The organism is Loktanella sp. DSM 29012, from assembly GCF_900110705.1.
GTDB classification, from domain to species: Bacteria; Pseudomonadota; Alphaproteobacteria; order Rhodobacterales; family Rhodobacteraceae; genus Loktanella; species Loktanella gaetbuli.
Genome location: NZ_FOEJ01000001.1, coordinates 145,638 through 171,459, shown reverse-complemented (window position 1 = coordinate 171,459; position 25,822 = coordinate 145,638). Strand labels below are relative to the sequence as shown.

The following is a 25,822-nucleotide window of genomic DNA, read 5'->3' as shown; positions in this document are numbered from 1 at the left end:
CTTTGCCCCCGTCCTGCGGACTCCCCCAGGATATTTATGACCAGAAAAAGCCCTGATCTGACCGAACGGTTGCGCCGCTTTGCGCTGGACGCCGGATTTGCCAAGGTCGGGATCTGCCGGCCTGATGCGGTCAGGGATCTGCCGGACCGGCTGGCGGCCTTTGTTGCTGACGGGCGGCATGGGCAAATGGCCTGGATGGCTGACCGGATGGCCTGGCGCGGCGATCCGACGGCGTTGTGGCCGCAAGCGCGGTCCATCATCATGTTGGCCGAAAACTATGCGCCCGATGCAGACCCCTTGATTGTGCTTGAGCAGCGCGATCGCGCCGCGATTTCGGTCTACGCGCAGGGGCGGGATTATCACGACGTGGTGAAAAAGCGGCTCAAGCAGGTGGGGCGCTGGTTGATCGACCAGTCACCCGGTGCCGAGATCAAGGTTTTTGTCGATACCGCCCCGGTGATGGAAAAACCGCTGGCGCAAGCGGCGGGACTGGGCTGGCAGGGCAAACATACCAATCTGCTGGCGCGCGATCTGGGGAATTGGGTGTTCCTCGGCGCGATCTTTACGACGCTGGAACTGGATGTGGATGCGCCCGAACAGGAACACTGCGGCAGTTGTCGCAAATGTCTGGATGTTTGCCCGACAGATGCCTTTCCGGCCCCGTTTCAGCTGGATGCACGGCGCTGCATTTCCTATCTCACGATCGAGCACCGTGGTCCCGTCGATCCCGATCTACGTGCAAGCATGGGCAACCGCATCTACGGTTGCGACGATTGTCTGGCCGTTTGTCCCTGGAACAAGTTCGCCATTGCCGCCAAGGATGTGCGACTGGCTGCACGTGATGATCTGCGCGCGCCGCCGCTGGCCGAGCTCGCGGCCCTGGATGATGCGGGCTTTCGCGCGCGGTTTTCGGGATCGCCAATCAAACGGATCGGGCGGGACCGTTTCGTGCGCAACGTGTGCTATGCGATCGGAAATTCGGGGAACCCTGACCTGCGGTCGGCGTTGACCCCCCTGATGGATGACGCCGACTCGGTTGTGGCCGATGCTGCGCGCTGGGCCTCGGCCCGACTGAACGGGGAGATACCATGAGATTTGCCGCCATAATGATGATCCTGCCGACCCTGGCCTGCGCCCAAGTCGAGCAGGGTGCGCCGAACACCGATTTCCAGCCGGCGTTCGCCAGTCAGACGCGCGCACCCGCCTTGCCCGCGACGCCTGTCACGACAAGCGTTCTGGCAGAGGGTCTGGCGAATCCCTGGGGTATCGCTGCACTGCCGGACGGGTCGTATCTGGTGACCGAACGTCCGGGTACTTTGCGCCGTGTCAGTGCCGACGGTGTGTTGTCCGATCCCATTGCCGGGGTGCCGCAGGTTGATGCACGCGGGCAGGGTGGTTTGCTGGATGTGGCGATTGCGCCCGATTTCGCACAGACCGGCACGATCTATCTGACCTATGCAAAACGGTATGACGGCGGCACTGGGACTGTCGCCGCGCGTGCGACGCTGACGGGAAATACCTTGTCCGCCGTGCAGGAAATCTTTGTGCAGACACCGCCATCGCAGGCGACGATGCATTACGGCAGCCGGGTCGTGCCGACCGCGGATGGCAAGGTGTTCATCACCACCGGCGAACACAGCACCCCCGCCGACCGCGTGCTGGCACAGGATATCAACACCACCTACGGCAAGATCATTCGCCTGAATGCCGATGGCAGCGTGCCGTCTGACAACCCCTTTGTCGGGACTGATGGCATCGACAGCATCTGGTCTTACGGGCATCGCAACGTGCAGGGGGCCGACATTGGCCCTGACGGCGCGCTGTGGACGATGGAACACGGTCCGCGTGGCGGGGATGAGTTGAACCGCCCCGAACCCGGCCTGAACTATGGCTGGCCGGTGATTTCCTATGGGGTCAACTACAGCGGTTCGCCCGTTGGGTCCGGTGAGAGTGCGCGCGAGGGCATGGAGCAGCCCGTCTATTATTGGGACCCTGTGATCGCGCCGGGCGGCATCGGGTTCTATGACGGCGATTATGCCGACTGGCAGGACGATCTGTTCATCGCAGGCCTGAACCCGGGTGCGCTTGTGCGTCTGAAACTTCAGGATGGTCAGGTCGTGGGCGAAGAACGTCTGCTGCGCGACCTGGGCCGCATCCGCGATGTCGAGGTGTTGGACAACGGTGAATTGCTGGTGCTGATCGACGCCGATCCGGGGTCCATCATTCGCGTCGTGCCGGGACAGTGACCGGGATCAAACGTCTTGTGCTGCGGGCCGCTGCTGCGGTGGAACGCGCGGTGGAAGGGGTGTTTTTCCGGGGCGATCTGACCCGGTTGGTGATCGAACCCTACCACGGTTATGCCACGCCCGAACATCTGATCGCGCGGGGCCGCATCCTGGCCTTGCGCGCGTCAGAGCGTGCGCCGGGTGGTGGGAGCCGTCTGGCCAATGCGCGGCAAATGTTGCGCTTGTTCGCCACGCATGAGGTGGCGGATGTCACCGTCAGCGCCGGTGATGTGACGGCGGTATCCGATGCCGAGGGATATTTCACCCTGCTGTTGCCGCGCGACGGCAGAACCGGCTGGATCGACGTGACCGTGTCCACAGGTGACGCCACTGCGACCTGCCCGGTGTTGGTTGCTGATCCTGCGGCACAGTTGATGGTGGTGTCCGACATTGACGACACGATGATGCGCACGGGGGCCTATTCCACCCTGCGCAACCTGTGGACATCCTTTACCGGTAGCGTCGAAAGCCGTGAGGTCTTTGGCGATGGGGTCGAACTGATGCGAATGCTGCATGCAGATGGCCGCAACCCTGTCTATTTCGTCAGCTCTTCGCCGTGGAATTTTCACGACTTTCTCGACGATGTCTTTGCGCGGGCGGGACTGCCGGTGGCACCGAAATTCCTCAAGGACTACGGTTTCGGCAAGGATCAGTTCATCACCGCCAGCCACGGTAGCCACAAGGGCGATGCGGTGGACCGTCTGATGGCAGCCAACCCCGATCTGCCGGTGGTGTTGATCGGCGATACCGGCCAGCATGATGCGCATATCTACGCCGATGCCGCCATTCGCCACCCCGGACGCGTCCTGCATGTGGTGCTGCGCACGACCGTCGACGGTCTGGATACGGATGACCGGCTCCAGATTGAACGGCTGGGGGCTGTGAACGTGCCTGTCAGCGTGTCGACGGATTATCGCGATGCGCTGGCCCGCTTGGCGGTCGCGGTCAGACCCGCCGCCTGACCCCCTTTCGGATGGTTTCGCTGCGGCGTAGGGTCGGCGAAAAAGGACCGCCACATGCAACCCTTGCACGGTATCGCCTTCAAGATTCTTTCGGTTTGCCTGTTCGTGGCCATGTCCGCGCTGATCAAGGCCGCATCCGATCAGGTGCCGCCGGGGCAGGCCGTATTCTTTCGCTCGCTCTGTGCCCTGCCGGTGATTCTGGGCTGGCTTGCCATGCGGCACGAATTGCGCACAGGCTGGCGCAGCGCCAATCCGATGGGCCATGTCTGGCGTGGGCTGGTGGGCACGACCGCGATGGGTCTGGGCTTTGCCGGTCTGGGGTTGCTGCCCCTGCCGGAGGTGACCGCCATCGGCTATGCCGCACCGAAGCTGGTGGTCGTTTTTGCCGCGATGTTCCTAAACGAACAGGTGGGCAAATTTCGTCTGACCGCCGTGGCCGTGGGCATGGCGGGTGTTTTGATCGTGCTGTCGCCGCGCCTGTCCATCGGGGCCAGTGCCAGCACGGCCGAAACGCTGGGGGCTGTTCTGGTGCTGATGGGGGCGATTTGTGCAGCACTCGCGCAGGTTTTCGTGCGCAAGCTGGTCGCGACCGAATCCACCGCCGCCATCGTGTTCTGGTTTTCCGTGACCGCCACCTGTCTGTCGTTGCTGACCTTGCCGTGGGGCTGGGCCGTCCCGTCGGCTGACCGGCTGGCCCTGTTGATCGTGGCGGGGCTGCTGGGCGGTCTGGGTCAGATTTTCCTGACCTCCAGCTACCGCTACGCCGAGGCGTCGTTGGTGGCACCCTTTGACTATACCTCGATGCTGCTGGCGCTGATCGTGGGCTATGTCTTTTTTGACGAGGTGCCGACAGGGACCATGCTGATCGGTGCGGCCATCGTGATTGCGGCGGGTATCGGGATCATCCTGCGCGAACGCCATCTGGGTCTGCAACGGACCCGGCAACGCAAGGTCACCGGGTCCGTCGGTCACAATTAATCGGCGCGGCGGGCGCGCACTTCTTCGCGGACCTGACCCCAGGTGATCAGGCTGAATACGATCGTGCCGCCGAACACGTTGCCCAGAAACACCGGTATCCAGAACCCGAACACCGCGTGAATGATCCCCATCTCGCCAATGACCAGCAGCAGCGCCATTTCGACCGATCCCGCGATGATATGGGTGAACCCACCCGCCGCGATGAGCCATGTCATGATCAGGATGATGAAAAAGTTGTTCACCTCTCCGGCGGCCAGCATCCAGACCAGCGCCGCAATCAGCAGGCCGGCCGGAATTGCCTTGAAGAACGCAATCAGCGGCGGGTGTTCCGTCGCGTGTTTCGACACCACGATCATGGCGTCCACGACCTCTTGTTCAAAGGCGGGGATAAAGGCGATAAAGATCGCCGCGATAAAACAGCCGATCAGGTTGGCCCCCACCACGATCGCCCACAGCCGTGCGACGCTACCCAGCAGATACCGGCTTGGCCGTGCAAGGAACGGCAGCACGGTGGTCAGCGTGTTTTCGGTGAACAGCTGCATCCGTCCGATGATGACGATCAGAAAACCAAAGGTGTAACCAAAGCTTTCGACCAGCGGCAGCCAGTTTGATTCCGGCAGATAGGCCCCGAAAATACCTTCGCCGATCACGGAAAAGCTGATGCAGACGCCGGCGGCGATGCCGGACCAGAACAGTGACGACGTTGGCCGTTTCAGTTCCTCGTCGCCCTCACGACGGACGACCTGATAGACCAGCTTGGCGGACATGTGCGACGCCTCGCGCACCGCCTCTTCTTCGTCCGGCTCGTTGCTGGCCTGCTCTTCGCGGTCGTTCATGGCGGCCTGACGCTTGGCCTCGTTTGCCTCTACGGCGCGGCGGAATTCGGGGTCATCATCGGTCATGGTGCATCCTTCGCTTGATGTTCACGAAATGGTGCGACACCACGCCGCGTCAAGCAGCTTGCCCCAGATACAAAAGGCCCGCCCCCGGGTTACGAGGGCGGGCCTGGGCGTGCCGGGTCAGACGATCAGGCGCGGACCAGTTTTTCGTAGTCGCTGGCGATGTCCAGCGTCAGCGCGCCAACCTCAAAGTTGTAGTCACCGATCTGGCCCACTGGCGTAACCTCTGCCGCGGTGCCGGTCAGCCAGCATTGCTGAAAGCTTTCCAGCTCTTCGGGCATGATGTGCCGTTCATGGACGGTGACGCCCTTGGCGCGCAGCGTCTTGATCACGGTCTGGCGGGTCAGGCCGTTCAGGAAACAATCGGCCAGCGGCGTGTGCACTTCGCCGTCCTTGACGAAAAACAGGTTCGCGCCTGTGCATTCAGCGACATAGCCGCGATAGTCGAACATCAGCGCGTCCGAACATCCCTTGGCCTCGGCTGCGTGCTTGGACATGGTGCAGATCATGTACAGACCCGCTGCCTTGGCCTGATGCGGGATGGTTTCGGGGCTGGGGCGTTTCCATTTGGCAATGTCCAGCTTGGCACCCTTGGTTTTCGCGTCGCCGTAATAGTTGCCCCAATGCCAGGCCGCGATGGCCACCTGCACCGGGTTGCGCGCGGATGCGACACCCATGTCGGGCCCGGCCCCGCGCCAGGCAAAGGCGCGCACATAGGCGTCGGTCAGGTTGTTGGCTGCCAGCACCTCGGCCTTGGCGGCCATCAGTTCCTCGACCGTGTAGGGGATCTGGAAATCAAGGCAGTTGGCCGAGAAATGCAGACGTTCCGCATGTTCGCGATCCAGAAAGATCTTGCCGTTGTAGCAACGCTCGCCTTCGAATACGGAAGAGGCATAGTGCAGCGCATGGGTCAGCACATGGACATTCGCCCCGCGCCAGTCCACCAGCTTGCCGTCCATCCAGATCTTGCCGTCGTGATCTGCGTATGAGCCTTCCATGTTCCACCCTCTGTTTTGCGTTTATGTCGCGAATAGTTCCGGTTCGGACATAATGTTGCGTAAATGATGCGCGTTCGGTAGCAACTGCCGTCAGTCATGTCAACAAGGCTGACGTATTTCGGGCACGGTCGCAATCTGCTGTCTTAAAAATCTTCTATTGCGGCGTCGGATTGCCCTATAACGGCGAAAAGTTCGCGAGAAGTTGGGATTCATGGCCTCTGACACCACTGCCCCCGCAGGCCGCAGCCTGCTGTTCCTGACCGATGATCAGCTGCGCAAGGGAATCGAGGCGATGTTCTTTGCCTACCGTGGCTTTACCGCCGATCCCGACCGCATTCTGGCCGAAAAGAACTATGGCCGGGCGCATCACCGGGCCATTCATTTCATTCACCGCAGCCCCGGCACGACGGTCAACAACCTGTTGTCGATCCTGGGGGTGACAAAGCAGTCGCTGAACCGTGTCCTGCGCACGCTGATCGCGGACGGCCTTGTGTCGTCCACCGTTGGCGCGCGCGACCGGCGTGAACGGCACCTGCATCTGACGCCAGAAGGGGCGGCGCTGGAACGCAGCCTGTCGGATGCGCAACGAGAACGGATGCGAGCCGCCTACCGGGCCGCAGGGCCAGCCGCCGTTGCGGGTTTCAGAGAGGTGCTGGAAGCGATGATGGACGACGATATGCGACGCCAGTATCAGGCAATGGTGGATCAACCCGATGGACGTTGATGCACCGCACCTGCTGGTCGTCGACGATGATGAACGCATCCGCGACCTGCTGCGCAAATACCTTGTGCGGTCCGGTTTCCGGGTCACCTTGGCGCGGGATGCGGCCCATGCGCGCCGTTTGCTGGCGGGGTTGGAATTCGATCTGATCGTGCTGGACGTGATGATGCCGGGCGAGGATGGCATCAGTTTCTGTCGCAGCCTGCGGTCGCAGCTGGGCACGCCCGTCCTGCTGCTGACAGCACGCGGCGAAACCGCGGACCGGATCGCGGGACTGGAGGCGGGCGCCGATGATTATCTGGCCAAACCGTTCGAACCCAAGGAATTGCTGTTGCGCATCAATGCCATCCTGCGGCGCGCGCCCAAGGAAGAAGCGCAGCCGATCGCGCTGACCGAACTGGCGATTGGCAGCTATACCTACGACATCACGCGGGGCGAAATCAGCAATGCCGCCGGTCCCTTGCGCCTGACGGCCACGGAAAGCCATCTGATGCGCATCTTTGCCGCGCGCCCTAATGAACCGGTGACCCGTCAACAACTGGTCGAGGAACTGAGCCGGTCGGGTGGACAGACACAGGAACGGGCGGTGGATGTGCAGATCACCCGCCTGCGCCGCAAGATCGAACCTGACCCCAAACAACCGCGCTACCTGCAAACGGTACGTGGTGCAGGCTACATGCTGTCGCCCGATTAGGATGGTTTGAAACAGCGGAGCGCGCTGTCGCGCGCAGGTCTATTCTGGCGCGCCTTGCAGCCTGAGCCCGTCATGGCGACAGCGGATCTGTGGCCGCGTGATTTTGAGTATTTTTGGCAAGATGATGCACTTGTCCTTTGACGCGGGGCAGGGTTTGCTGTGGTCATGAAAACAGTTTTGATCACACACCCCGATTGTCTGGATCACGTCACGCCGCCCGGCCATCCCGAACAGGTCGCCCGCATGGACGCCGTGGCGCAGGCCCTGGCTGAAATGGACCTGAACCGCGTCACTGCACCGATGGCGGCCGAGGATGACGTGTTGCGCGTTCATCCGCGGTCTCATTTAGAGGCGCTGCGCCGTGCTGCCCCTGCCGAAGGGTGGGTGTCGCTGGATGCCGACACCCATATGTCATCCGGCACTCTGGCCGCGATCTGGCGCTGCGCGGGCGGTGCGGTCCGCGCGGTCGACATGGTGCTGGGGGGTGATGCGCAGAACGCTTTCGTCGCGATGCGCCCGCCCGGACATCACGCGGAAAAGACGACGCCGATGGGGTTCTGTTTTTTCGGCAACGTGGCGATCGCCGCCAAACACGCGCTGGATCATCACGGGCTGGGCCGCGTCGCCATCGTCGATTTCGACGTGCATCATGGCAACGGCACGCAGGATCTGGTCGAGGACGATCCGCGCATCCTGTTCTGTTCGACGCACCAGAGCCCGCTGTATCCGGGCACTGGCCGCGCCGATGAAACCGGCGTTGCGGATAACGTCATCAACGTACCGCTGGCCGAGGGCACGGACGGTGCCGGTTTTCGCCGCGCCATGAACGATCATGTGCTGCCGCGCCTGCGGGATTTCAAACCCGAGCTGATCCTGATGTCGGCCGGGTTCGATGCCCATGCCGCCGACCCGCTGGCGGGGCTGGAACTGGTCGAGGATGACTTTGCCTGGATCACCGCGCAACTGTGTGATCTGGCCGATGCGTTCTGTGCCGGGCGGGTGGTGTCCTGTCTGGAGGGCGGCTATGACCTGACGGCGCTGGGCGCCTCTGCGGCGGCCCATGTCAAGGTTTTGAGGGAGCGATGCGATGGCTGATACGCCAGTGAACGAAATGACCTTTGAGGATGCGATCAAGGAACTGGAGCGCGTCGTCGGCCAGCTGGAACGTGGCGATGTGGCACTGGACGACAGTATCGCGCTGTATGAACGCGGTGCAGCACTCAAGGCACGCTGCGAGGCGAAATTGTCCGAGGCCGAGGAAAAGGTCGCCAAGATCACCGTCGGCCCCGATGGGCAGGCCGCCGGTCTGGGTCCGCTTGATCCGTGATGTTCACCAATCAACTGGCGCTTGATGCCTCTGCCGCGATCCGGCTGATCGAGACGGCGCTGGCACCGGGGGCCGATGTGCCGCTGCGTGATGCGATGCTCTATGCGGTGCAGGGCGGCAAGGGGTTGCGGGCCTTTTTGGTGCGCGAGGGCGCGCGCCTGCACGGCGTCGGTGATCTGGCAGGCCACGCTGCCGCCGCGATCGAGGCGGTGCATGCCTACAGTCTGGTGCATGACGATCTGCCGGCGATGGACGACGACGACCTGCGCCGTGGCCAGCCGACCGTGCATCGCAAGTGGGATGAGGCAACGGCGATCCTGACGGGTGACGCGTTGCAATCACTGGCGTTCGAACTGGTCTGCGAACCGGGATCTGGCGTGTCTGACGCGGCGCGCGCCAACCTGGCGCTGACCCTGGCGCAGGCGGCGGGGGCGCGCGGCATGGTGTTGGGGCAGGCGCTGGATATCGCGGCGGAAACGGGTCCACCGCTGGACCTGGATGCGATCACGACGTTGCAGGCAGGCAAAACGGGCGCGCTGATCACATGGTCGGCCTGCGCCGGACCGCGGATCGCGGGTGATGACATCAGCGCGTTGCGGGCCTACGGTGACGCGCTGGGCCTTGCGTTCCAGATTGCCGATGACGTGCTTGACGCGACCGGTGATGCCGCCACCGTGGGCAAGGCCGTGGGCAAGGATGCTGACGCGGGCAAGGCCACGTTCGTGTCACTTCTGGGGCTCGATGGTGCGCGCGCGCGGGCGCATGATCTGGTGGAAAACGCCTGTGACGCATTGACCGATTACGGGTCCAGCGCCGATACCTTGAAAGAAGCCGCGCGATTCGTCATCGCGCGCGACAAGTGAGGACACCATGACCGACAGACCGCACACACCCCTGCTGGACACGGTGCAATCCCCCGCCGACATGAAAAACCTCTCGAACCGCAAGCTGCAACAGCTGGCCGACGAGGTGCGATCCGAAACCATCAGTGCCGTGTCCGTCACTGGCGGGCATCTGGGTGCGGGTCTTGGTGTTGTCGAAATGACCGTCGCCCTGCATGCCGTGTTCGATACCCCCCGGGACAAGATCATCTGGGACGTCAGCCACCAGTGTTATCCGCACAAGATCCTGACCGGTCGCCGCGACCGTATCCGTACCCTGCGCCAAAAGGACGGGTTGTCAGGTTTTACCAAACGGTCAGAAAGTCCCTATGATCCCTTTGGCGCGGCGCACAGTTCGACCTCGATCAGTGCGGCGCTCGGCTTTGCCGTGGCGCGGGATCTGGGCGGTGACGTGGGTGATGCGGTCGCCATCATCGGTGACGGGTCGCTGTCCGCCGGCATGGCCTACGAGGCGCTGAACAACGCAGGTCATCTGGGCAAGCGTCTGATCGTGATCCTCAACGACAACGAAATGTCGATCGCGCCTCCGACGGGGGCGATGTCGTCCTACCTGTCGCGGCTCTATGCGGGTGCGCCGTTCCAGGACCTCAAGGCCGCGGCCAAGGGGGCCGTGTCGTTTCTGCCGCCGCCCCTGCGCGAGGGTGCAAAACGCGCCAAGGACATGCTCAAGCATATGACCGTGGGCGGCACATTGTTCGAGGAACTAGGCTTTTCCTATGTCGGACCCATCGACGGGCACGACATGGAACAGCTGATGGCGGTGCTGCGCACGGTCAAGGACCGCGCCGACGGCCCGATCCTGATCCACGCCATCACGACCAAGGGCAAGGGTTTCGCCCCGGCCGAAACCGCCGCAGACAAGGGCCATGCGCGCGGTAAATTCGATGTCGTCACCGGCGAGGTGCAAAAGGCGAAATCCAACGCACCGTCCTATACATCGGTCTTTGCGAATGCGCTGATCGCGCTGGCGGATACCGACAGCAGGATCTGTGCGATCACGGCCGCCATGCCCGACGGCACCGGGCTGGACAAATTCATGAAACGCTATGCCAGCCGGTGTTTCGACGTGGGCATTGCGGAACAGCATGCGGTGACCTTTGCCGCCGGGCTTGCGGCGGGGGGGATGAAACCGTTCTGCGCGCTTTATTCCACGTTCCTGCAACGCGGTTACGATCAGGTGGTGCATGACGTTGCCCTGCAACGTCTGCCGGTGCGTTTCGCCATCGACCGCGCCGGGCTGGTGGGTGCGGATGGGGCAACCCATGCGGGCAGCTTTGACGTGGCATTCCTGGCAAACCTGCCCGGTATCGTTGTCATGGCCGCATCGGACGAGGCCGAACTGGTGCGCATGGTTGCCACTGCCGCCGCGCACGATAGCGGACCGATTGCATTCCGGTTCCCCCGTGGCGAGGGTGTGGGGGTCGAGATGCCCAGCAACCCGCAGCCGCTGGAAATCGGCAAGGGCCGCATGATCCAGGAGGGAAGCGGCGTGGCAATCCTGTCGTTCGGCACTCGCTTGTCAGAGGTCCAGACCGCCGCCGAGGCGCTGTCGGCCCGTGGGATCACGCCGACCATCGCTGACGCGCGCTTTGCAAAACCACTCGACCGCGACATGATCCTGCAACTGGCCGCCGATCACGACGCGCTGATCACGATCGAGGAAGGTGCCGTGGGCGGATTTGGCAGCCACGTCGCGCAACTGCTGTCTGACGAAGGCGTTTTCGACAAGGGCCTGAAATTCCGCTCCATGTGTCTGCCCGACACGTTCATCGACCAGTCCAGTCCGGCCGATATGTATGCAATGGCCGGTCTGAACGCCGAGGATATCGAGGCCAAGGTGCTCGAGGTCATGGGCGTCGAAGTGATCAGCAAACGCGCGTGATATTGCGCGCGCGCTGACGGGCAAAGCATCGTCCTGGGCGTCTTGGACGTCTGCACTCTCGTGATGCGCGCGTACCGAAAATGGTCAACCTGTCTGGATGTTTCAGACACCGCCGCGGGTCAGATCCAGACAGGACCATCGCCGAGAATGCGATGCGCGAAAGGCGCAAGATTCGGGTCGCTATCGTCGGTGGGCTATGATCGATTCGGGCACATGACGCAGCTTACGATTGCCCTGATCCTTTTCCTTGCACCGCTGGCCTATTCGCCTGGGCCGGGGAATATGTTCTTTGCGGCCAATGGCGCGCGTTTCGGGTTTCGTGCGACGGTCCCGGCGAACCTTGGCTACCATGCCGCTACATTGGTTGTGACGATTGGGATCGGGCTCGGCTTCGATTGGATATCGCGCGAAGCGCCGATGTTCTTGGCGATCATCCGATTTGCAGGCGCAGCCTACGTTCTGTATCTGGCGTGGATACTCGCGCGGGCCGGTGTGATGTCGGGGAATAACGAAGCAAAGCCTGCAAGCATCGTGGACGGTGCGATCCTGCTTCTGCTGAACCCGAAGGCTTATCTCATCATCGCCTTGATGTTCACCCAATTCGCAGGTGCGGTGGACATGCATCGAACTGCATCCGTTATATGGATTGCAGCTGTTTTCACGGTCAATAACGCGGTGGCGTTCTCCCTCTATGCCGCCCTTGGCGACGGCATGACAGCGCGCTGGCGTAGCCCGGATACCGCACGTTTTCTGAACCTGCCGTTTGCCGCGATACTGGCAGGAGTCGCGATCTGGATGCTGCTGGCGTAGTCTTTTGAACTTTGCGCAGGTGCAGACAGCCCGTCACCGAATTCACGCAAATCTAGCTTATTTGTAAACCGCCCGCCTGTCCCCGAATTCCCGCACGCGTTTGCGCCATGCCTTGTAGCTGCCTGCCTTCAGGTTTTCGCGCATCAGCGTTTTGACCTGTTTGTCGCTGACCCCGTATTCGCGCTGAATATCGGCAAAACTTGCGTGATCAGACAGCGCCATCTCGATGATGCCGCTGACATGGTCGGGGGGCAGGTCTGGTGTCTTGGACATGAATCAGACTTAGCGGTGCGCGTCCCTGCGGCAACCCGGTTCAGGTCGGTTTGCGGGTCCGCAGGCAGATCGCCATGACGAAGAGGATCGGGATCAGCAGTTCCAATGTCTCTTCGATGATGCCGCTGCCCTGAACGACCTCGGTTGCGACCTCCACACCAAAGGTGCCCAGTTTGCGCCCCAACCCGTCGATCGTCTTGGAAAAGGCGGCGATGAACAGCCCCGCCAGAAACAGCAGCGCCCAGGGTGCGCCACGGCGCAAATCACGCCACAACAGCGGCGCGCGGTATCGCGCCAGCGTGATCAGCGCCGCGATCAGCAGCACCCAAATCGCGACCGCCAGCGATTTTTCCCACAGCGCAGTGTCATACAGCAGGATCTTGGTGCTCAGGATGCCCTCGCTGGTCAGCGCCTTGTCCAGATCGCCTTCGCGCGCTGCCATGAACAGGAGGATCACCGGCACCGGCCAGAACACCGGTCGCGCGCGCCACAGATAAATCACCAGCGCGTAGATATAGCCCAGCATCGACATCGTTTCGACCGACCCGCCCTCGCGCGTCAGCGACCCGCCATCGCCCAGCATCAGCCAGTCCAGGCCGATCACCCCGGCGGCGACAATGGCGAACCCTGTCGCAAGATGCAGTGATCTGGTTTCGGATGTGGTGTCCGTTGATGTCATGATGCCACGTCTGAGGAATGGAAAACGGCGAATTTTCGGCGCCTACGCGAGATCATCGCGCGATTGAACAGCGCAGGCCAGAAATTCTGCCAATCACTTTAACCAGTTTCAGGGTCAGGATGATTTTCTGTCCGACATTTCGCCGATCCGGCGTTCGATGTCTTCCAGCTTGGCCATGACGCTGTCGCGGTAGGCGTCGGTGGCGGCGTTGCCTTCTTCGGCGTGCGCATCCTGCATCGAATTCACGATCAGACCGACCAGCAGGTTCACCACCGCGAATGTCGTGACCAGAATGAACGGAACAAAGAACATCCAGGCCAGCGGATAGACCTCCATCACAGGCCGCACGATGCCCATGGACCAGCTCTCGAGGGTCATGATCTGGAACAGGGAATAAAGGCTGTGCCCCAGCGTGCCGAACCATTCGGGGAACGCGCTGCCGAACAGTTTCGTGGCCATGACCGCCCCGATGTAGAACAGGATGCCCATCAGCAGGAACACCGACGCCATGCCGGGCAGGGCTGTCACCAACCCCTCGACCACGCGGCGCAGTGATGGCGCAACGGAAATCACCCGCAGCGCCCGCAGGATGCGCAAGGCACGCAAAACCGACAGCCCCTGCGACGATGGAATAAGTGCGATACCCACGATCACGAAATCAAAGATGTTCCAGCCGCTGCGCCAGAAATCGCGCCCGCGCACGAACAGCTTGATCGTAAGTTCCACGACAAAGATCGCCAAACACAGCTGATCCAGAAACAGGATCAGCGGCCCTGCCTGTGCCATGACGGGCGCCGATGTCTCCAGTCCCAGCAGCACCGCGTTGAAAATGATAACCCCCAGAATGAAATTCTGGACCAGCCGACGGTCAAGCTGATGGGCAAGGGTGGTGCGCAGGGACATGACGGGCCTTCACATGGTTTGCGCCGATATGCCCAGCGTCCGGATGGTTTTCAAGGCTCAGCCCTCTTGCGCCAGCAAGGCGCGCAACCCGCTGCGATAGTCGGGGAACAGCAGTTCGACCCCCAGTTCGTCCTTGATGCGGTCGTTGCGGACTTTCTTGCTCTCGGCGTAGAAACTGCGCGCCATCGGAGACATCTCCGCATCCTCGAACGCCACTGCCTCTGGTACGGGCAGGCCCAGCAGTTCCGCGGCATAGGCGATGACGTCCTGCGGGGGGGCCGGGTCATCGTCGCAGACGTTGTAGGCCGCACCGGGGTTGGGCCGGGCGATGGACGCCGCCAGCACCCGCGCGATATCCGCGACATGGGTGCGGCTGAACACCTGACCGTCCTTGATGATGCGCCGCGCCGTGCCATTGCGCACCTTGGCGAACGGACCCCTGCCGGGGCCATAGATCCCCGCAAGCCGAAAGATATGCAGCGGCAGACCGGGGATCGCAGACCATGCCGCCTCTGCCATGACCCGCGCCTGACCGCGTTTGGTCGCAGGGGTCAGCGGTGCGTTTTCATCCACCCAGTCGCCCTCGTGGTCGCCGTAAACCCCCGTGGTGGACAGATAGCCGACCCATTCAAACTGGCCTGCGCGTGCCGCGATTGCGTCGTGCAGTTCCGCCAACACCGGGTCACCGTCGTCACCGGGTGCGGCGGATATCAGCAAATGCGTTGCAGCATCCAGCGCCGGGATGATGTCGGCCCCCGGCCATATGCGCGGCTCGACCCCGCGCGCCAAGAAGGCGGCGGCCTTGTCCTCGTTGCGCGTGGTGCCGATCACGCGCCAGTCGCGCGGCAACAGCAGCCGTTCCAGCGCCTGCGCCGAATAGCCGTGTCCGAATGAAAGCAATGTTTGTGTCATGGCCGGACAATCGCCCCCTTGGGCCCCGGGTGCAAGGTGCGCTTAGTCAGCGGGCGCGCACATTCCGTCGTTCAGGCAGGCGGTCAACCTGTCCTGCAAGGCCGCATCGGGTGCCGCGAAAATCCATCCGCCACAGGCCCCGATCTCGATCGTCGGTACGTCACCCTCGGCATTCAGGAAAACCAGCACGTCGTCCTCGGTTGGAATGCCGCCGCACCACGGACCCGCGCAGCTGACGGCAACGCGCACATCCTCGGCAAAGGGCACATCGAACCCCGTCTGCGACAGGCCCACCCCTTCGATACGTCCGGCAAAGACACCGGGTTTCGTGATCGGGTCCGGCGCAGGCTGGTTCAGCATGATCCGGCCCGTCAGCAACAGGTAGGGGGCGGTGCTGGCGTTGGCACGGTCAAAGGCCTCCAGCGGGTCGGGCGCAATGCAGCTGAGCGCTGCAGCCTGCGTGCCCGCCAGCGTCAGCGCCACTGCGATCGCTTTCACAGTTTGGCACCCAGTTCAGCCAACACCTGTTCATAGACCGCCCGTTTGAACGGCACGATATTGGCGACCAGTTGGTCGCGCGGCATCCATTTCCATTCCGAAAATTCAGGATGTTCGGTTGCAATGTCGATATCGCTGTCCTCGCCGTGGAACCGGAACAGGAACCATTTCTGTTCCTGCCCGCGGTATTTGCCGCCCCATACCTTGCCCACCAGATCATGCGGCAGATCATAGCGGATCAGGCCTGCCGTTTCGCCTTCGATGGTAATCAGCCGGTCGGATACGCCAGTTTCTTCCCACAGCTCGCGCAGGGCCGCGTCGCGGCAGGTTTCGCCCGGGTCGACCCCGCCTTGTGGCATTTGCCATGCGTCTGCATCCCGGTCCAACCGGCTGCCGACCCAGACATGGCCGCGGGTGTTGACCAGCATCACACCCACACAGGGGCGGTAGGGCAGGTCGCTGATTTGCGCGTCGGTCATAAACTGGCCTTGAGGTTTCATCGCATGTCCTTTCGTTTGGCAAATTTATGCAGCCAAGGTCCAGCGTTAAGCGATAACAAGCCGATTGAAAGGCTCTAACCGTGCCGCAATCCAGCGCAGGTGATCGCGCCGAAAGGCAACACAGCCTGCGGTCGGGCGACCCGGACCGCGCCATTGATGCAAGAAAATGGCGGACCCGCGTCCCGGCACGGCATCGGGGTAATTCCAGTCCGTCACCAGAATCAGGTCATACATGGGGTCAGCGCGGCGCAGGGATTCGCAGCTGTGCGCATAGGGGGCCCGCACCAGATGGTTGTAATCGGGATGCGCCGGATCATCCGACCACAGATCTCGCGGCCCGATTGGACGTGCCCAGGAGGCAGGCCGCGCCAGGCGATCCGCGCGGTAGAGCATGTCGACGATGTGGTGCACACCGCGCGGGGTCGCCATATCGCCCTCGGCCTTGTTATCCGTCAGACCGCCGCGCCCGATAGCGCAGGGAAACCGACGTCCGCGAAATCGCACGTGGGTCGGCGTCAGGATCAGGTCATCGTGGCTCATGGGTGCCTCGTGTTGGGTATCGCAGGCATAGACCGACCCCAAGCGCTGGGCTAGCCTGTCTTTGGACAGAGCGGGGATGGCGATGAGTCTACATGAATGGGTGATGGCGGGCGTTTTTGCCTTGGCGAACGCGGTCGGTGTGATTGCGATCTACGCGATCACCCGCGCAATTTGGGGCGGAAAGCAAACAGACGAAACCCAAACACTCGCCGGGTCCGTCCTGCTGCGTGTCGCGACCCTGCACGGGTTGATCCTTGCCCTCGTCTTTGCCCAGGAACTCTCCGACTATTCTGATATCCGCGCCGATCTGGTGCGTGAGGCAACGGCCATTGCCGATATTTTCAACGACATACGCCGGTACGAGACCCCTCAGATGCAAGAGGTGCAGACCATGTTGGCAGACTACCTGCGTCACGCGATCAGCACCGAATGGGACTCGCTGTCACAAACCGGCAAGTTGACGGCACAGGGGTGGGGCCTGCGCGAGCAGGTGTACCAGACTGTTCTGAACCTGGATCCCGAAACGCCGCGCCAGACGGATCTACGTGCTCACATGGTCGCCAAATCCCAACTTATCGCAGAGCTTCGGCAAAGTCGCGAAAACAGCGCCGTGCGGACCCTGTCGGAGCTCTTTTGGTTTGCTGCGATCATCGGACTGGTCTGGGTTGCGGTGCCCTATCTGACCTATTCACCAACGCCCCTGCATCTGTCGCTGCTGTCGCTCTACGGGGCCTACAGCGGTGTCATCCTATATGTCATCTATGCGTTTTCAGATCCCTTTGCGCAGCCGGGGGCGCTACCGCCAACCGCGTTCATCCAGCTCCTTGCAGGTGAAATGGGTCACTATTAAAGCAAGTGACCGGATTTTGCCGCCTTGGTCGCTAGGTAGGCGTGGTTATGGGCGTTCTCGCCCACCTTCAGCGCGACCCGTTCGGCCACGCGCACACCGGAATCCTCCATCCGGGCAATCTTGGCGGGGTTGTTCGTCAGCAACCGCACCGCCCCGAACCCCATCTGTTTCAGGATTGCAGCACCAATGCGGAAATCGCGTTCATCGTCATGAAATCCCAGCCGGTGGTTAGCCTCGACCGTGTCGAAACCCTGATCTTGTAACGCGTAGGCCCGCATCTTGTTGGCCAGACCGATGCCGCGACCCTCTTGGTTCAGATACAGCAGGACGCCAGCGCCTTCGGCGCCCATCTGGGCCAGTGCGGCACGCAGCTGCGGGCCGCAATCGCATTTCAGACTGTCCAGCAGGTCGCCGGTGAAGCAGGCCGAATGCAACCGCGCGAGCACGGGCGCATTGCGATCCGGATTGCCGATTTCGACGGCGTAATGTTCCTCTGCGCCGTCATCGGGGCGAAACACGTGCAGCCGGCCTGCCTCTGACACCGAAATCGGCAGACGGGCGCTGGTGATGGACCGCAAAGCGGCCTCTGCCGTCGTCAGTGCCGCATCGGCATCCACGACCGTCAGCCCGTGTACCTGGGCAAAGCCTGTCGCATCATCCAGCGGCGCGATGACCGCCGCAGGCAGCAACCGCGCCGATTTGCAAAGTGCCACGGCAACCCGCGCCAGTAGTGGCGATCCCTCTCGCAGGCCGCGCAGCGGTCCCTTCATCGGGTGGCGCAAATCGTCGCTTGGATCGGCCAGCGCCCGCACCCAAGCCACGCTGGTGTCAGACGGCAACGCGATCCGCGCCACGTCGCCGTCATAGGCTGCAACCTTCAGCGTCTTGGCCCGCCAGTCGGTCAGGGCCACGGCGGCCCCCAGATCGCGCAGCGCGTTCAGTCGGGCGGCATCCAGCGTTTCGGCGGCCAGCATGACCCCCGCACCTGCGACAACCACAGGCACCCCCATGCGCAGATCGGCACGCGCCCGTGCCAGACGTTCCGTGTTGTCCGGTGCCAATGACATCGCGCGTAATCCTCTGTTCCCTTGGTGATCTAGGATGAACTGCGGCAGATTGAAACATTGGGGCATCAATTCACACGTCCGTGTGAACTATTTGCAGCATTGGTTGTTGTTCCTGTGACGGACCACACCTGACGTTGAGTAATACCGGAGTAGATGATGGCACAGTTAAAGAAAATTCTGCTTGTCGACGACGACGACGATCTGCGCGAGGCGTTGGGCGAACAGCTCTTGATGACCGAGGATTTCGACGTGTTCGAGGCCGATGACGGCGCATCCGCCATGACCAAGGTCAAGGAACAACTGTACGATCTGGTTATCCTCGATGTGGGCCTGCCCGACACCGACGGCCGCGAATTGTGCCGCCTGATGCGCAAGCAGGGTGTGAAATGTCCCATCGTCATGCTGACCGCACAGGACAGCGACGCCGACACAATCTATGGCCTCGACGCGGGTGCCAATGATTACGTCAGCAAACCGTTCAAGTTTCCCGTGCTGCTGGCCCGCCTGCGCAGCCAGCTCCGGACCCATGAACAATCAGAGGATGCGGTATTCCAGCTGGGGCCCTATTCGTTCCGGCCTGCGCAAAAACTGCTGGTGACCGAGGACGATCGCAAGGTGCGTCTGACCGAAAAGGAAACCAATATCCTCAAATTCCTCTACCGCGCCTCTGACGGTGTGGTGCCGCGCGACGTGCTGCTGCACGAGGTCTGGGGCTACAATGCGGGAGTGACCACCCACACGCTGGAAACCCACATCTACCGCCTGCGCCAGAAAATCGAACCCGACCCCGGCAACGCCCGTCTGCTGGTCACAGAACAAGGCGGCTACCGTCTTTCCAGCTGACGCGCAGCACATGCCGCGACCGCGCCAAAAATGCCGCGACATTTCTTGAATTGCCGACAACCTGACACCTCGCAAAACCATGCGAGGTGTCTTTGGTTTCAATGTTAGCTGTGCGGACTTTTCCGACTTTAACTGCAACCGCGAAATTGGATTGGCCTGAAAGCCAGGACCGAAACCAAAGGCGGGGAGCGGCCATTCGCTGCGGCTTTATGCTGGTCGTGCCGTAGAGTTCGAGGCTGACGTTCGGATACCTCACAGACGGGAAAGTTCTCTGCATCGCCGCAGTGCAGCAGTTAGTCAAATGAGCCAATCAAGCTTTTTCGCGAGCTCCAAGAAATGCCACATTTCTAACACAATCTCATGTCCAAAAGTGTCCTCTAAGTCTTTGACAGGAGTATGTTGTCTCGATCGATCAACCTAGCCAAAAACAAGGTGCAGCACTATGGCGAAAACGTATACGTTCGAGGCGCTTGGGTTGCTGCATGGCAGCATGGACGAGAGCCTCGTTAACATCAACACTCTTGCAAGCCGAGTGTTTGGTGTACCTATCTCTTTTGTCTCGGTTCTCGAAACGCAAGAAGGCCGGCAATACATCTCTACATACGTAGGGTCTTGTTTTGACGATCCCGCCGTTCGCGACATGCCCGTCGAAGAATCAATCTGTCAGTATGTAAAGATAAGCCAGCAGACGGTCGCAATTCCAAATTTGCTCGAGGATGCTCGAACGCGGGATAATGATTTCGTACTCCAAAATGGTTTGCGTTCCTATCTCGGCAGTCCAATCCATACAGTGTCCGGAAAAGTAATAGGCGCAGTCTGTTGCATGTCTGACAAAACGCGAGATTGGACGCAGCATGAAATAGATATCCTTGAATACATGGCTCGCTGCGTTGACGATATCGTGAGGGCGAGGACCTCAGCCCTCGAGGAACATAAAGCGCGTGTCGACCTGCAAGAGATCATGGCAACCCGCAGTGGATACATTGCGCATATGATTCACGAAATCAGAACGCCGGTTACAGGAATTGTTGGCGCCATCAAACTTCTAAAGAGTGGAAAGTCTGGAGAAAAATCGAAAAGCTTGATGTCCATCCTTGACCGATCAGCGGATAAGCTATTGAAATTCGTCAATGATGTACTTGATCTGACCAAAATTGACGCTGGACACTACGAAATTGTAGAAGAAGAAATTGATATCGGAGAGTTTGCCAGTGATATCTTGAGCGAGTTCCAGAGCCTTGCAGATTCAAAATCCATAACTCTCAGTGTCAACAATCAACTCGCTGGCAACACGTATCTAGCGGACAAAGGTATGCTTCAAAGCATTATGCAAAATTTGATAGGAAATGCTGTCAAGTTTACGGAGACCGGCTCTATCACAGTTAGCATTGGCGAAGATTCTTATGGCCAAGTTGCCATTGACGTCGTCGACACAGGCATTGGTATTGCGCCAGAGCATCATGAGAAAATCTTCAAGGAATTTGAGCAGGCTGACTCCAATACAGCAAGAACTTACGGAGGAACAGGCCTCGGCATGCCAATCGTGAAGCGTATGGTCGACCGGATGGACGGTACAATCACTCTTAAAAGCGAATTGGGCCAAGGTTCGACATTCTCGATCTTGGTTCCTTTGGAAATAGCGACCCAGCAGGACGTAGCTGCCTAAGTTTAGGCCTCAACGGCCGCTGTTATCTGCTGTCAGAGCCTAACCGTCAAAGATGCTGCGCCATGGGTGAACGGCCGGTTTGGTGCGGTTGCATTCCAGCCCAGGGGCATGGAGCAAATGGCGGCATTGGGCCGCGAGTAACAGATTGGATTTTCTGCACGTTCAAAATTCTGCGGAGTAGCATTTGGAAATGGGAGCTTAAACCTGCCGATCAGCCCGAGACCGATGGCATGATCCACCCGCGGGCACCAGTTCCAAAAAAGGGTCAATCCAGCTTGCGGGCCTCGTCCACCAGCATCACCGGGATACCGTCGCGGATTGGAAACGCGAGGCCGGCACGTTTGCTGATCAACTCTTGGGTCTGCGCGTCATAGCTCAGCGGGCCTTGGGTCTGCGGGCAGATCAGCGCCTCCAACATACGGCCGTCGAACACCGTCATTGCATCATCTCCGCACTTCCGCCGCGCAGGGCATATTCGATCAGCGTCACCAGCGTTTCGCGCCGCGTCGTCAACGACGGCGCCTCCAGCAGGGCCTGTTTGTCCTCGGGTGGAAAGGGGCAAAGCATCGACAGCGAATTGATCAGCAGTTCGTCCTCGGCATCGCCCAACTGGTCCCAGTCAGTTTTCAGGCCCTGATCCTCGAAATAGCGGCACAGCATGTCCATGAACACATCCCGTTCAAAGCCGTCATCATGTTCGGCCGGGCCCAGGTCGCGGGCGAATCCGTCCCACTTCACATTGCAGCGTCGATAGGGCTGGAAACCCTCGACCTCCTTGGTGATGCGAAACCGCGATACGCCGGCCAGAGTGATCATGTAACGCCCGTCGTCGGTTTCGTTGAACGCTGTCAGACGTCCCGCACAGCCGATGCTGTGCAGCCTGCTTTCCTTGCCGGGGGCCTCGAACGGCTGGACCATCCCGATCAGCCGGTCCGACGTCTTCATCGCATCCTCGATCATGGCCAGATAGCGCGGCTCAAAGATGTGCAGCGGCATCCGCCCACGCGGCAGCAGCAATGCGCCGGGCAGCGGAAAAATCGGGATCGTGTCAGGCAGATCTGATCGGTTCATCATGTCCGATGACTTAGCTTGCACCGCACCTTAGGCAAATATCATCGACGACAATTTGCGCCGCCCCGTCAGCGCGACCGGATCCTTGGGGTCCAGTGCGTCGAACAGCTGGAACAGCTGGGCTTTGGCCGCGCCGTCGTTCCACGAGGGGTCCATACGAAAGGATTCCAGCAAATGATCGACCGCCGCCTGTGTCTCGCCCCTGGCGGAGAGTGCCGTGGCCAGTTCCAGCCGCGCCGCGTGGTCTGCGGGATCTGCCTCTACCTTTGCCTGCAAATCTGCAATGGGGCCTGTGTTGGCCGCCGCGCGCAGCAGGCTGATCCGTGCTGCCAGCGCCTCAAGCGCGGGATCATGGCTGATCTCGGCAGGGGCACCGTTCAAGATGGCCTCGGCCTGATCCACGTCGTCCAGCGCCAGATAGGCACTGACCAGACCGGCATAGGCGGGGGCAGACTGCGGGTCCTCTTGCAGGATCGCGGCGAATGTCTCCGCCGCGTCCGCCGCGGCCCCCTCGTCCAGCATCTGCTGTGCCGCCGCGATCGCATCGGCCAGACCGTCATCCTCGGCCTCGCCGCCCATATCGGCGATCTTTGTCACAAAGGCGTCGACCTCGGAGGGCGGCAGCGCACCCTGGAACCCGTCGACCGGTTGGCCTTGCCAGAAGGCATAGACCGTCGGCAGCGATTGCACCCGCAATTGCGCCGCGATCTGCTGGTTGGCATCGGTGTCGATCTTGACCAGCTTGACCCGGCCACCGGCCTTGGTCACGGCAGCCTCGATCGCCGGACCCAGCGATTTGCACGGCCCGCACCAGGGGGCCCAGAAATCCACGATCACCGGGGTGGTCATCGACGCATCGACGACGTCGGCCATAAAGGTCGCGTCGGTGCCATCGATGATATGGGTCTCGGGCGTGGCGGTCAGATCCATCATGCCGCGTCTCCTTTTGATATTGTCTCACGCGTATATGTGGGCGCGACCGGGCCGGGGCAAGGCATTTGACCTGCATCCGACCGGGGTCTAGCCTGCGGCATGGCACGCACGATCCTGACATTTGGCGACAGCAACACCCACGGCACCCCGCCCATCGTGACGCGCGGTACCTACGAACGCTATGACGCGGACACCCGCTGGCCCACGCTGATGGCACGCGCGCTGGATGCGGACCTGATCGAAGAAGGCCTGCCTGGCCGTCTCGCCCGCGCTGACAGCGACCCCGAAATGGGCGCGCATATGAACGGCCATCTTGGCCTGCATATCGCCCTGAACAGCCATGGTCCCATCGACACGCTCACGCTGATGCTCGGGACCAACGACTGCAAGGCGCACTTTGGTCAAACGCCCGCAGGGATCGCTGCGGGTATCGCGGGCCTGATTGCCATTGCCTGTGGTGACGCGGCGCAGACGCGCCATGGCGGGTTCGGCATCCTGCTGATCTGCCCGCCGCCCATCGTGGAAACCGGCCCCATCAGTCAGGTCTTTCACGGTGCGACTGCAAGATCACAGGCGCTCGCATCCCTCTATCGTGATCTTGCGGCAACCTGGGGCACGGGATTTCTGAACGCCGCAGACCACATCGCCGTCAGTGCCCAAGACGGTGTACACTTCGATCCCGATGCCCACAGAACCCTCGCCAAAGCGGTCGCGACCGCCCTGCGGCCCTAATTCTTCTGGTCCGAAATATACCGGGGTGTGGGGCAGCGCCCCACCCCAAATTTTCGCGAAAATTTGGCCGCTCTACAGATCGAATGTGGCAAAGACGGGGGCGTGGTCGCTGGGCTGGTCCCAGCCGCGCACGTCACGCAGCACCCGGCTGGAATGCGCGGACCCCGCGATGTCCGGCGTGGCCCAGACGTGGTCCAGCCGCCGGCCCTTGTCGGCGCTATCCCAATCCGGCGACCGGTAGGACCACCAGGAATACAGATTGCCCTGCGGTATATCCTGCCGTGTGATGTCGACCCAGTCACCCGCGTCCTGCACCTGCGCGAGGTGTTCGACCTCGATCGGTGTGTGGCTCACGACCTTCAGCAGCTTCTTGTGATCCCAGACATCGTCCTCACGCGGGGCGATGTTCAGATCCCCCACGAGGATCGCGCGCGCCGGCCTTTGCGCGTGAAACGCGTCGCGCATGTCGGTCAGATAATCCAGCTTTTGCCCGAATTTCGCGTTGATCGCGCGGTCCGGTTTGTCGCCACCGGCCGGCACATAGAAATTATGCACCGTCACACCATTGGCAAGCCGCCCGGCGATGTGCCGCGCATGCCCAAGACCTGCGTAATCGGCGGCACCCACCTCTTCGATCGGCATTCTGGACAGGATCGCCACCCCGTTATAGCCCTTCTGGCCGCGACCGATGCGGTGCACGTAACCCAGCGCTTCGAATTGTTCCGTCGGGATCTTGTCCATCGGTGATTTGCATTCCTGCAAACACAGCACGTCGGGTCCCTCGTCGCGCAGCAGCCGCGCGACCAGGTCTTCGCGCAGGCGAACCGAGTTGATGTTCCATGTGGCGAGTGTGAATGACATCGGTCTCTCCTTACAGCAGGGCGCGGGTGGGACGGACATGGCCGCACAGCGTGCCGCGCCAGTTGCGGATTTCGGGCACCATCCGGGCACGGGTGGCGGGGTGGTCCGCGTCCAGCACGCCCAGTTTCACCAGGATCGCGGCAATCGCCGCCTCGGCACCGCGCGTGCTGCCGTCCGTGATCTTTAGCGCCACGCCCATCTTGCGCTCGGGGATGATCGCCACGAATACCGCCTCGGCCCCTGTCTTGATCGCCACGCGGCCGTCCATCGCGCGCATCAGGTCGGTGCAGGCGCGTGTCTCGCCCGCGACCAGTTCGGGATGCGCCGTCATCGCCTGCGTCAGCCGAACCATCGCCTGCGACCGCGTGTCGCTGCGGTCGCCCGCACTGGCAAAGCTGGCCATCGCGCGGGCCAGACCCTGCACGCTGGTGGCGAAATTCGGCGCGGAACAGCCGTCGATCCCGTAGCCGGGCGAGGTCATGTCGGTCACTTCCTCGAACGCGGCCTTGCCCGCCTGCTGCACGGGATGATCCACCAGCTCATAATCCGCCGCACCGCCCAGATGGCGGTTCAGCGTCAGAAATCCGGCGTGTTTGCCGGAACAATTGTTATGGATCTGGCAAGGCTGCGCATGGGCGCAGATGATCTCGTTGCGGGCCGGGATATCGCCGGGCCACTGCGGACCGCAACGGAAATCACTGTCTTTCAGGCCCAATTGGTCCAGCCAGACCTGCACCCGGTCGGTATGGATATGCGCGCCCTGGTGGCTGGCGCAGGCCAGTGCCAGCTGTTCCGACGTCAGCCCGTGCGCATCGGCGGCCCCGCTCTCGATCAGGGGCAGCGCCTGGATCATCTTGCACGACGACCGCGGAAAGATCACCGCCATCGGGTCGCCCCAGGCCTGCACGATCTGGCCGCTGTCGTCGCAGACGACCGCATGGCCGCTGTGCAGCGACTCCAGCATGTCGCCGCGGTGAACTTCGATCAGGGGGGCAGGGGATGACATATTGGTCCTTTCACCCACGGCTTTGTGCGT

30 protein-coding genes are annotated in these 25,822 nt (G+C 61.6%); 15 read left to right on the top strand and 15 right to left on the bottom strand.

What is annotated here, in order from left to right; translation table 11 throughout:
• The first annotated feature begins 36 nt into the window (after positions 1–36).
• The 4 genes from queG to BMX27_RS00855 are packed head-to-tail and all read left to right on the top strand — an operon-like array spanning position 37 to position 4,225.
• The gene (gene queG / locus BMX27_RS00870) at positions 37–1,092 is read left to right on the top strand and encodes a tRNA epoxyqueuosine(34) reductase QueG (protein ID WP_090158042.1); all 1,056 of its coding nucleotides are present in this window, start codon (positions 37–39) and stop codon (positions 1,090–1,092) included.
• Entirely contained in the window at positions 1,089–2,246 is a 1,158-nt protein-coding gene (locus tag BMX27_RS00865; RefSeq protein WP_090158041.1) for a PQQ-dependent sugar dehydrogenase, read from the top strand. Before queG ends, BMX27_RS00865 begins: the two co-directional genes overlap by 4 nt.
• The gene (locus BMX27_RS00860) at positions 2,243–3,247 is read left to right on the top strand and encodes a phosphatase domain-containing protein (protein ID WP_090158040.1); all 1,005 of its coding nucleotides are present in this window, start codon (positions 2,243–2,245) and stop codon (positions 3,245–3,247) included. Before BMX27_RS00865 ends, BMX27_RS00860 begins: the two co-directional genes overlap by 4 nt.
• A gap of 54 nt (positions 3,248–3,301) precedes the next feature.
• A complete protein-coding gene (locus tag BMX27_RS00855; RefSeq protein ID WP_090158039.1) occupies positions 3,302–4,225 on the top strand; it encodes a DMT family transporter in 924 nt (307 codons plus the stop codon).
• Here the strand turns inward: BMX27_RS00855 and BMX27_RS00850 are convergent.
• Entirely contained in the window at positions 4,222–5,127 is a 906-nt protein-coding gene (locus tag BMX27_RS00850) for a formate/nitrite transporter family protein (protein ID WP_226748065.1), read from the bottom strand. The two genes, BMX27_RS00855 and BMX27_RS00850, sit on opposite strands and share 4 nt — an antisense overlap.
• 125 nt (positions 5,128–5,252) lie before the next feature.
• A complete protein-coding gene (locus BMX27_RS00845) occupies positions 5,253–6,122 on the bottom strand; it encodes a branched-chain amino acid aminotransferase (protein WP_056029632.1) in 870 nt (289 codons plus the stop codon).
• Positions 6,123–6,333: 211 nt separating this feature from the next.
• Here BMX27_RS00845 and BMX27_RS00840 point away from each other — a divergent pair, with 211 nt between their 5' ends.
• The 7 genes from BMX27_RS00840 (at position 6,334) to BMX27_RS00810 (ending at position 12,458) form a co-directional block, all read left to right on the top strand.
• Complete coding sequence (locus BMX27_RS00840) at positions 6,334–6,846, top strand: MarR family winged helix-turn-helix transcriptional regulator (RefSeq protein WP_056030646.1); 513 nt, start codon at positions 6,334–6,336, stop codon at positions 6,844–6,846.
• Entirely contained in the window at positions 6,836–7,537 is a 702-nt protein-coding gene (locus BMX27_RS00835; protein WP_090158038.1) for a response regulator, read from the top strand. The genes BMX27_RS00840 and BMX27_RS00835 overlap by 11 nt, the downstream gene beginning before the upstream one ends.
• Before the next feature lie 165 nt (positions 7,538–7,702).
• Positions 7,703–8,632 (top strand): histone deacetylase family protein, encoded by a 930-nt coding sequence (locus BMX27_RS00830; RefSeq protein WP_090158037.1) that lies wholly within the window; start codon positions 7,703–7,705, stop codon positions 8,630–8,632.
• Positions 8,625–8,864 carry an exodeoxyribonuclease VII small subunit gene (locus BMX27_RS00825; RefSeq protein WP_056029623.1) on the top strand — a complete coding sequence of 80 codons (240 nt, stop codon included), beginning with the start codon at positions 8,625–8,627 and terminating at the stop codon, positions 8,862–8,864. The genes BMX27_RS00830 and BMX27_RS00825 overlap by 8 nt, the downstream gene beginning before the upstream one ends.
• Positions 8,864–9,727: a polyprenyl synthetase family protein gene (locus BMX27_RS00820; RefSeq protein ID WP_090158036.1), complete on the top strand. Its 864-nt coding sequence runs from the start codon at positions 8,864–8,866 to the stop codon at positions 9,725–9,727. The genes BMX27_RS00825 and BMX27_RS00820 overlap by 1 nt, the downstream gene beginning before the upstream one ends.
• 7 nt (positions 9,728–9,734) lie before the next feature.
• Positions 9,735–11,648 (top strand): 1-deoxy-D-xylulose-5-phosphate synthase, encoded by a 1,914-nt coding sequence (gene dxs / locus BMX27_RS00815; RefSeq protein ID WP_090158035.1) that lies wholly within the window; start codon positions 9,735–9,737, stop codon positions 11,646–11,648.
• Positions 11,649–11,861: 213 nt separating this feature from the next.
• The gene (locus BMX27_RS00810; RefSeq protein WP_090158693.1) at positions 11,862–12,458 is read left to right on the top strand and encodes a LysE family translocator; all 597 of its coding nucleotides are present in this window, start codon (positions 11,862–11,864) and stop codon (positions 12,456–12,458) included.
• Between the two features lie 57 nt (positions 12,459–12,515).
• Here the strand turns inward: BMX27_RS00810 and BMX27_RS00805 are convergent, their stop codons facing one another.
• From BMX27_RS00805 to BMX27_RS00775, 7 genes are all read right to left on the bottom strand, one after another.
• The gene (locus BMX27_RS00805; RefSeq protein WP_090158034.1) at positions 12,516–12,731 is read right to left on the bottom strand and encodes a DUF2805 domain-containing protein; all 216 of its coding nucleotides are present in this window, start codon (positions 12,729–12,731) and stop codon (positions 12,516–12,518) included.
• Between the two features lie 40 nt (positions 12,732–12,771).
• Positions 12,772–13,410: a hypothetical protein gene (locus BMX27_RS00800; protein WP_090158033.1), complete on the bottom strand. Its 639-nt coding sequence runs from the start codon at positions 13,408–13,410 to the stop codon at positions 12,772–12,774.
• Positions 13,411–13,524: 114 nt separating this feature from the next.
• Complete coding sequence (locus BMX27_RS00795) at positions 13,525–14,313, bottom strand: ion transporter (protein ID WP_090158032.1); 789 nt, start codon at positions 14,311–14,313, stop codon at positions 13,525–13,527.
• Between the two features lie 57 nt (positions 14,314–14,370).
• Complete coding sequence (locus BMX27_RS00790; RefSeq protein WP_090158031.1) at positions 14,371–15,225, bottom strand: SDR family oxidoreductase; 855 nt, start codon at positions 15,223–15,225, stop codon at positions 14,371–14,373.
• A gap of 42 nt (positions 15,226–15,267) precedes the next feature.
• The gene (locus tag BMX27_RS00785) at positions 15,268–15,723 is read right to left on the bottom strand and encodes a hypothetical protein (RefSeq protein ID WP_090158030.1); all 456 of its coding nucleotides are present in this window, start codon (positions 15,721–15,723) and stop codon (positions 15,268–15,270) included.
• Positions 15,720–16,202: an RNA pyrophosphohydrolase gene (locus BMX27_RS00780; RefSeq protein ID WP_056030643.1), complete on the bottom strand. Its 483-nt coding sequence runs from the start codon at positions 16,200–16,202 to the stop codon at positions 15,720–15,722. Before BMX27_RS00780 ends, BMX27_RS00785 begins: the two co-directional genes overlap by 4 nt.
• A gap of 66 nt (positions 16,203–16,268) precedes the next feature.
• Positions 16,269–16,763, bottom strand: coding sequence for a L,D-transpeptidase family protein (locus BMX27_RS00775; RefSeq protein ID WP_090158692.1), 495 nt, complete (start codon positions 16,761–16,763; stop codon positions 16,269–16,271).
• A gap of 82 nt (positions 16,764–16,845) precedes the next feature.
• Here BMX27_RS00775 and BMX27_RS00770 point away from each other — a divergent pair, with 82 nt between their 5' ends.
• Positions 16,846–17,613 (top strand): bestrophin-like domain, encoded by a 768-nt coding sequence (locus BMX27_RS00770; protein WP_177172615.1) that lies wholly within the window; start codon positions 16,846–16,848, stop codon positions 17,611–17,613.
• Here BMX27_RS00770 and ribA read toward each other — a convergent pair.
• Positions 17,610–18,680: a GTP cyclohydrolase II gene (gene ribA, locus BMX27_RS00765; protein ID WP_090158028.1), complete on the bottom strand. Its 1,071-nt coding sequence runs from the start codon at positions 18,678–18,680 to the stop codon at positions 17,610–17,612. The genes BMX27_RS00770 and ribA overlap by 4 nt on opposite strands.
• 156 nt (positions 18,681–18,836) lie before the next feature.
• On the opposite strand from ribA, the gene BMX27_RS00760 reads away from it, so the two are divergent.
• Positions 18,837–19,523, top strand: coding sequence for a response regulator transcription factor (locus BMX27_RS00760; protein WP_056029596.1), 687 nt, complete (start codon positions 18,837–18,839; stop codon positions 19,521–19,523).
• 442 nt (positions 19,524–19,965) lie between these two features.
• Entirely contained in the window at positions 19,966–21,189 is a 1,224-nt protein-coding gene (locus BMX27_RS00755; protein WP_090158027.1) for a GAF domain-containing sensor histidine kinase, read from the top strand.
• 265 nt (positions 21,190–21,454) lie between these two features.
• On the opposite strand, the gene BMX27_RS00750 is transcribed toward BMX27_RS00755, so the two are convergent.
• From BMX27_RS00750 to BMX27_RS00740, 3 genes are read right to left on the bottom strand one after another with little or no spacing between them, the layout of a single operon-like run.
• Positions 21,455–21,628: a Trm112 family protein gene (locus BMX27_RS00750; RefSeq protein WP_083484199.1), complete on the bottom strand. Its 174-nt coding sequence runs from the start codon at positions 21,626–21,628 to the stop codon at positions 21,455–21,457.
• A complete protein-coding gene (locus tag BMX27_RS00745) occupies positions 21,625–22,263 on the bottom strand; it encodes an LON peptidase substrate-binding domain-containing protein (RefSeq protein WP_090158026.1) in 639 nt (212 codons plus the stop codon). The genes BMX27_RS00750 and BMX27_RS00745 overlap by 4 nt, the downstream gene beginning before the upstream one ends.
• 27 nt (positions 22,264–22,290) lie before the next feature.
• Entirely contained in the window at positions 22,291–23,193 is a 903-nt protein-coding gene (locus BMX27_RS00740) for a thioredoxin family protein (RefSeq protein ID WP_090158025.1), read from the bottom strand.
• Between the two features lie 99 nt (positions 23,194–23,292).
• Between BMX27_RS00740 and BMX27_RS00735 the strand changes: the two genes are divergently transcribed.
• Complete coding sequence (locus BMX27_RS00735) at positions 23,293–23,925, top strand: GDSL-type esterase/lipase family protein (RefSeq protein ID WP_090158024.1); 633 nt, start codon at positions 23,293–23,295, stop codon at positions 23,923–23,925.
• A gap of 72 nt (positions 23,926–23,997) precedes the next feature.
• On the opposite strand, the gene BMX27_RS00730 is transcribed toward BMX27_RS00735, so the two are convergent.
• Both BMX27_RS00730 and BMX27_RS00725 read right to left on the bottom strand, forming a co-directional pair.
• Complete coding sequence (locus BMX27_RS00730) at positions 23,998–24,786, bottom strand: exodeoxyribonuclease III (protein WP_090158023.1); 789 nt, start codon at positions 24,784–24,786, stop codon at positions 23,998–24,000.
• 10 nt (positions 24,787–24,796) lie between these two features.
• Positions 24,797–25,792, bottom strand: coding sequence for an asparaginase (locus BMX27_RS00725; RefSeq protein ID WP_090158022.1), 996 nt, complete (start codon positions 25,790–25,792; stop codon positions 24,797–24,799).
• Positions 25,793–25,822: the final 30 nt, after the last annotated feature.

Bases quoted from the DNA above. Each gene is read 5' to 3' on its own strand.
- BMX27_RS00735 (WP_090158024.1), top strand. From the start codon at position 23,293: ATGGCACGCACGATCCTGACATTTGGCGACAGCAACACCCACGGCACC.
- BMX27_RS00755 (WP_090158027.1), top strand. From the start codon at position 19,966: ATGGCGAAAACGTATACGTTCGAGGCGCTTGGGTTGCTGCATGGCAGC.
- BMX27_RS00845 (WP_056029632.1), bottom strand. From the start codon at position 6,122: ATGGAAGGCTCATACGCAGATCACGACGGCAAGATCTGGATGGACGGC.
- BMX27_RS00830 (WP_090158037.1), top strand. From the start codon at position 7,703: ATGAAAACAGTTTTGATCACACACCCCGATTGTCTGGATCACGTCACG.
- BMX27_RS00805 (WP_090158034.1), bottom strand. From the start codon at position 12,731: ATGTCCAAGACACCAGACCTGCCCCCCGACCATGTCAGCGGCATCATC.
- BMX27_RS00780 (WP_056030643.1), bottom strand. From the start codon at position 16,202: ATGACCGACGCGCAAATCAGCGACCTGCCCTACCGCCCCTGTGTGGGT.
- BMX27_RS00750 (WP_083484199.1), bottom strand. From the start codon at position 21,628: ATGACGGTGTTCGACGGCCGTATGTTGGAGGCGCTGATCTGCCCGCAG.
- BMX27_RS00855 (WP_090158039.1), top strand. From the start codon at position 3,302: ATGCAACCCTTGCACGGTATCGCCTTCAAGATTCTTTCGGTTTGCCTG.
- dxs (WP_090158035.1), top strand. From the start codon at position 9,735: ATGACCGACAGACCGCACACACCCCTGCTGGACACGGTGCAATCCCCC.
- BMX27_RS00835 (WP_090158038.1), top strand. From the start codon at position 6,836: ATGGACGTTGATGCACCGCACCTGCTGGTCGTCGACGATGATGAACGC.
- BMX27_RS00820 (WP_090158036.1), top strand. From the start codon at position 8,864: ATGTTCACCAATCAACTGGCGCTTGATGCCTCTGCCGCGATCCGGCTG.
- BMX27_RS00775 (WP_090158692.1), bottom strand. From the start codon at position 16,763: ATGAGCCACGATGACCTGATCCTGACGCCGACCCACGTGCGATTTCGC.
- BMX27_RS00745 (WP_090158026.1), bottom strand. From the start codon at position 22,263: ATGATGAACCGATCAGATCTGCCTGACACGATCCCGATTTTTCCGCTG.
- BMX27_RS00840 (WP_056030646.1), top strand. From the start codon at position 6,334: ATGGCCTCTGACACCACTGCCCCCGCAGGCCGCAGCCTGCTGTTCCTG.
- BMX27_RS00810 (WP_090158693.1), top strand. From the start codon at position 11,862: ATGACGCAGCTTACGATTGCCCTGATCCTTTTCCTTGCACCGCTGGCC.
- BMX27_RS00800 (WP_090158033.1), bottom strand. From the start codon at position 13,410: ATGACATCAACGGACACCACATCCGAAACCAGATCACTGCATCTTGCG.
- BMX27_RS00760 (WP_056029596.1), top strand. From the start codon at position 18,837: ATGGCACAGTTAAAGAAAATTCTGCTTGTCGACGACGACGACGATCTG.
- BMX27_RS00740 (WP_090158025.1), bottom strand. From the start codon at position 23,193: ATGATGGATCTGACCGCCACGCCCGAGACCCATATCATCGATGGCACC.
- BMX27_RS00865 (WP_090158041.1), top strand. From the start codon at position 1,089: ATGAGATTTGCCGCCATAATGATGATCCTGCCGACCCTGGCCTGCGCC.
- BMX27_RS00725 (WP_090158022.1), bottom strand. From the start codon at position 25,792: ATGTCATCCCCTGCCCCCCTGATCGAAGTTCACCGCGGCGACATGCTG.
- BMX27_RS00770 (WP_177172615.1), top strand. From the start codon at position 16,846: ATGAGTCTACATGAATGGGTGATGGCGGGCGTTTTTGCCTTGGCGAAC.
- BMX27_RS00730 (WP_090158023.1), bottom strand. From the start codon at position 24,786: ATGTCATTCACACTCGCCACATGGAACATCAACTCGGTTCGCCTGCGC.
- BMX27_RS00825 (WP_056029623.1), top strand. From the start codon at position 8,625: ATGGCTGATACGCCAGTGAACGAAATGACCTTTGAGGATGCGATCAAG.
- BMX27_RS00850 (WP_226748065.1), bottom strand. From the start codon at position 5,127: ATGACCGATGATGACCCCGAATTCCGCCGCGCCGTAGAGGCAAACGAG.
- BMX27_RS00795 (WP_090158032.1), bottom strand. From the start codon at position 14,313: ATGTCCCTGCGCACCACCCTTGCCCATCAGCTTGACCGTCGGCTGGTC.
- queG (WP_090158042.1), top strand. From the start codon at position 37: ATGACCAGAAAAAGCCCTGATCTGACCGAACGGTTGCGCCGCTTTGCG.
- ribA (WP_090158028.1), bottom strand. From the start codon at position 18,680: ATGTCATTGGCACCGGACAACACGGAACGTCTGGCACGGGCGCGTGCC.
- BMX27_RS00790 (WP_090158031.1), bottom strand. From the start codon at position 15,225: ATGACACAAACATTGCTTTCATTCGGACACGGCTATTCGGCGCAGGCG.